The sequence below is a fragment of the Mesorhizobium sp. M7A.T.Ca.US.000.02.2.1 genome, from assembly GCF_003996995.1.
Classification (GTDB): domain Bacteria; phylum Pseudomonadota; class Alphaproteobacteria; order Rhizobiales; family Rhizobiaceae; genus Mesorhizobium.
This window is the reverse complement of record NZ_RZTT01000448.1, coordinates 1-4,633: the sequence shown is the minus strand read 5'-3', so window position 1 is coordinate 4,633 and position 4,633 is coordinate 1. Positions and strand designations below refer to the sequence as shown.

Below are 4,633 nucleotides of genomic sequence, written 5' to 3'. Positions count from 1 at the left end.
GCATTGAACATCGTAACCGAGCCTTGGTCGGGGTGGCGTTGCTGATCTCGTCAAGATCCGGGGTCTGGACAAGATCCGGCGCGGCTGACACCGCCGCGCCGGATCTCCTTGCCAAGCCGGACCGCTATTTGTCGAGGAGCCCCTGCAAGCCGTCGGAAGCCGCCTTCAGCGCCGCGTCCGATGTCGCCTGGCCGCCAGCCGCCAGCGAGAGCTGGGTACCGAGCAGATCCTCGTATTGCGCCGAATAGGTGAAGATCGGAAACGACTTGCCGGTCGCCACCACATCCTCGGCGGTCTTGTAGAAGGGATATTTCGCCAGCACCGCCGCATCGGCATAGACATCGCTGCGCACGGGCGCGTGGCCCTCGAGCGCGCGCTTCACCGAAACATCCTTGCTCTGCACCCACTGGATGAAGGTCCATGCGGCTTCCTGCTCTTCCGGCGACGTGTTCTTGGGAATGCCCCAGCCCCAACCGCCGCTTTCGCCATGGCCACCCGGCATCACCGACAGGCCGACCTTGCCGGCGACCGTCGGACACTTCACGGCATCGTCCATCTGCGGCAGCATCCACCAATAGGTGACCATGCTGAATGCGGAACCGCTGCACATCAGGCGCATGGTGTCGTCGAGCGTCGCCGACACGGCACCCTGCTGGGCGCCGTGCTGGATGTTGTCGACATAGAGATCGAGCGCCTTCTTGGCCTCTGCCGTGTCGAGGCTCGCCTTGCCGTCGGCATTGAGATAGCTGCCGCCGGCGGAGAACAGGTAGTTGGAGAATTCCATGCTGTTGGGATCGCCGCGCTGGCCCTGCATCGCGGCTCCGGCGACGCCGGCATTGGCCTTCATGAATTTGGAAATCGCCACATAATCTTCGAGGGTCGTCGGCAAAGCGAGTTCCTTGCCGGTTGCCGTCTTGTAGGCGGCCTTGAGCTTCTCGTCGCCGATCAGGTCCGTGCGGTAGAGGAGGCCCATCGAGTAGTTGTACATGGGCACCAGGAACAGCTGGTCCTTGGTCCGGCCGAGCAGGTCAAGCGTCGAGGGAATGAAGGGGCCTAGATCGTATTTGGATTTCTCGACGAAGGGTTTCAGATCGGCGAGCCAGCCGGCGGCCGGAAATTCGCCGGCCCACAGGAAGTCGACCTCGAGCACATTGTAGTAGCTCTGCGGCGCGGTCAGCTGGGACACCAGCTTGTCGTGCATGTCGGGATAGCCGATCTTCTCGAACTCGACCTTGATGCCGGTCTGCTTCTCGAATTCGGGCAACAGCGCTTCGATGATCTTGGTTTCCGGCACGTCCTCCATCAAGGCGTGCAAGGTGATGGGCTCAGCCGCCCTGGCCGGAAGCGATGCGCTGACAACCGCTGCCCCGCTCACCGCCGTCATCAGCATTTTGATCAAGGTCTGCTTGTTCCAAGTCATAACTCTCTACTCCTCTTTCCCTCTGGACGCGGCGGTGATCCCGTCACGATTTCATAACCGGCTAGCGAGCCATGTCGGCTCTCGGAGCGGCCGGCCTATTTCACGCTGCCGAACGTCAAGCCCTGGACGATGAAACGCTGGATGAAGCGGGAAGCCACGACCAGCGGCAGGATGGCAAGGACGACGCCGGCAGAAACCTTGGCGATCTGGACGCCGTTCGAGGTCTGCAACGCGGCGAGCGCAACCGGTATGGTCGCCGTCTTCGGCCCGCTTAAAACCAGGGCAAACAAAAACTCATTCCACGCCAGGATGAAACCGAGCACGCCGGCGGCCGCGATACCGGGCATCGACACCGGCAGCACAATGCGCCAGAAGGCGCCCCAGGCGGTCGCGCCGTCGGTCATCGCCGCCCACTCCAGATCGACTGGAATGCCTTCGAAGAAGCCCATCAGGATCCAGGTCAGGAAAGGCAGGTTGAGCGCGGCATAGACGATGATCAGCCCGGTCAGCGAATTGCTGAGCTCCAGGCTTCGGAACAGCGTGAAGGTCGGCAGCACCAGCGCCACAGGCGGCAGCATTTGCGTCGCCAGAACGGCAAAACGCGCCCAACGACCGCCCGTGCGGAAGCGGGCAAAGGCATAACCGGTGGTGGCGGCAAAAGGCAATGCGAGCAGAACCGAGCCGAGCGCGACGATCAGGCTGTTGAGGTAGGACTGACCGAAGCGGCTCGACAGCAGCGCCGAATAATTGTCCGTCGTAAAGGCCGGCATCAGCTCGTTGCTGTAGGATAGCTGCTCGGGGACGAAGCTTGTCCGCAGCACCCAGAGCGGCGGCAGCAGCACGATGGCGCAGACGACAATCAGCCCGAAATGCAAGCCGAAGCGGCGGCGAAAGGCAGGCCGTTCGTTTCTGTCCATGCTGGTCATCGAGCGGCCCTCATGAGGCTCGGCCGCGCGATGACCAGTTCGGTTTCGGGATCAAAGAGGTGCATCGGCAGCGGGTCGATGTAGAGTTCGACGATCGAGCCGACGGGCGCCGTGAAATAACGGCTCAGGCGGGCGGCGATCTCCAACGGCTTGTCGCCTCCGGCGGGGTGGGCATCGTCCGTGCCGGTGGCCTGACCGGCAATCTGGCCGATCAGGACGTTCTCGGCGCCGAGAGCCTCGACGGCCACGACCCGTACGGCAATCTTCTGCCACTCCGGCTTGTCGGGGCTTTCATGGAAATCCTCGGCCCGCACGCCCAGAATGACGCGGCGCCCGACACGCTCGCCATAGGCGTTGCGGTGGCGGGCGGGGACGGCAAGCACGGCACCACTATCGGTCAGGACGGAGAGCCCTTCGCCAGGTGCGGCCTGGAGCGTGGCCGGAATGAGGTTCATCGGCGGCGTCGCCAGGAAGCGCGCGACGAAGGTGTTGACCGGGTCGGCATAGACTTCAAGCGGCCGGCCGGCCTGGACTAGGCGACCATCGCGCATGATGCATATGCGATCGCCCATGGTCATGGCCTCGACCTGGTCGTGCGTGACATGGACGATGGTGCGGCCGAGGCGTCGGTGCAGCTTGACGAGTTCGAGCCGCATCTCGGCACGCAGCTGCGCATCGAGGTTGGACAGCGGTTCGTCAAGCAGGAAGGCCGCCGGTTCGCGAACGATCGCCCGGCCAAGCGCGACACGCTGACGCTGGCCGCCCGAAAGCGCTGCCGGCTTGCGGCCGAGAAGATTCTGCAAACCGAGCAGGTTCGCGGCGTCGGCAATCTTGGCATCGATCACTGCTGCGTCGGTGCCGCGCATCTTCAGCCCGAAGGCCATGTTCTGCCGCACCGACATATGCGGATAGAGCGCGTAGCTCTGGAAAACCACCGCGACGTTGCGGTCGCGCGGCGCGACATTGGCGACGCTCTTGCCACCGATGCGAAGATCGCCGGAGGAGATACTCTCCAGGCCGGCAATCATCCGCAGCGTCGTCGACTTGCCGCATCCCGACGGGCCGAGAAAGATCACGAATTCACCATCGGGAATGGTGAGATCGACCTCATGCACCCCGTAATTGCCATTGCCGTAGAGCTTGGAAACGCGATCGAGCTCGATAGACGCCATAGACTTTCCTCATGAACCCGTCTGACCCGGCTGAACGCCGAAGGCCGAAGTCGAGCGAACGGTCATCTTAGAGAACAAAATGTAACATTGAAAGCCTGCCTTCTGATCATATGTGTTCACTTTTTTGGTTGGCGCGTGCCAGCATCAGGATCCGGTTACAGCCGCCAAAAGCCGTCAGGTCATGTAGACGCCGCCGGTCACGTTGACGCCCTGGCCAGTCATGAAGCGGGCTTGATCCGAGCAGAGGAACACGACGACGTCGGCGACATCCTCCGGCAACTCGAGCCGGCCGAGCGGCGTCTGCGCGATATAGTCGGCGACCACCCGTTCGGGCGTGACCTGCCGCAGATGCGCCTCCCATTCGACTTCGCGCGATTGCATGCCGGTCTTGACGAACCCCGGGCAGACGGCATTGACGCGGATTCCCTTGGGCGCGAGCTCGCGGGCAAAGGCCTGCGTCCAGCCGAGCACGGCGAACTTGGATGCCGAATAATGCGCCAGGAGCGGCGCACCGACCTTCGCGGCAAGCGAGGCGGTGTTGACGATGCAGCCCGTGCCTTGCTTGACAAAATGCCGTCCAGCGATCTGATTTGCGAGGAATACCCCGCGCGCATTGACCGAGAAGTTGAAGTCCCACTCCTCGTCGGTCAGATCGAGCGCGTGTTGCATGGTGGACACGCCGGCATTGGCAATCAGGATATCGCAGCCGCCTAGCGCTTCCAGCACAGTGGCAAAGGCCGCCTCGACGGAATCGCGACGGCGAACATCGACCGTGACGGCGGCGGCACCGCCGCCAATCTCCTCGGCCGCCTTGCGCGCCGCGTCGGGATCCAGATCGCCGATCGCCACGGCGACACCCTGCCGCGTCAGGGCGGTCGCGATCGCGCGACCGATCCCCGCGCCGCCACCCGTCACAAAGGCACGCTTGCCCGCGAGTTCGGCAAGCACTGGAGGAATGACGGAGGCAGCCGGCATGATCGTAATCTCTCTGCTTGGTGGCGGAACGCGTTCTGTTGATATGGAGATGCATACCAATAAATTCGAACACTGCAAACATATTTTTGTTTGAAAATGTTTGATCATACGGTAGAGTTGAAGTTGCAGACAGCTTCGTC

Annotated in this window: 4 protein-coding genes; all 4 read right to left on the bottom strand. The window is 62.7% G+C overall.

From position 1 onward, the window contains the following. Positions 1-124: 124 nt before the first annotated feature. On the bottom strand, positions 125-1,420 hold the full coding sequence (locus EOD15_RS28975) for a sugar ABC transporter substrate-binding protein (protein ID WP_127318832.1): 1,296 nt from the start codon (positions 1,418-1,420) through the stop codon (positions 125-127). A gap of 95 nt (positions 1,421-1,515) precedes the next feature. Beyond that, positions 1,516-2,346: a carbohydrate ABC transporter permease gene (locus EOD15_RS28970; RefSeq protein WP_013530271.1), complete on the bottom strand. Its 831-nt coding sequence runs from the start codon at positions 2,344-2,346 to the stop codon at positions 1,516-1,518. Then, positions 2,343-3,518, bottom strand: a complete 1,176-nt coding sequence (locus EOD15_RS28965; RefSeq protein WP_127318830.1) for an ATP-binding cassette domain-containing protein — start codon at positions 3,516-3,518, stop codon at positions 2,343-2,345. The genes EOD15_RS28970 and EOD15_RS28965 overlap by 4 nt, the downstream gene beginning before the upstream one ends. Positions 3,519-3,692: 174 nt before the next feature. Next, complete coding sequence (locus EOD15_RS28960; RefSeq protein ID WP_127318852.1) at positions 3,693-4,493, bottom strand: SDR family NAD(P)-dependent oxidoreductase; 801 nt, start codon at positions 4,491-4,493, stop codon at positions 3,693-3,695. Positions 4,494-4,633: the final 140 nt, after the last annotated feature.

Coding starts and splice junctions, on each gene's coding strand:
- EOD15_RS28975 (WP_127318832.1), bottom strand. CDS start 1,420: ATGACTTGGAACAAGCAGACCTTGATCAAAATGCTGATGACGGCGGTG.
- EOD15_RS28970 (WP_013530271.1), bottom strand. CDS start 2,346: ATGACCAGCATGGACAGAAACGAACGGCCTGCCTTTCGCCGCCGCTTC.
- EOD15_RS28965 (WP_127318830.1), bottom strand. CDS start 3,518: ATGGCGTCTATCGAGCTCGATCGCGTTTCCAAGCTCTACGGCAATGGC.
- EOD15_RS28960 (WP_127318852.1), bottom strand. CDS start 4,493: ATGCCGGCTGCCTCCGTCATTCCTCCAGTGCTTGCCGAACTCGCGGGC.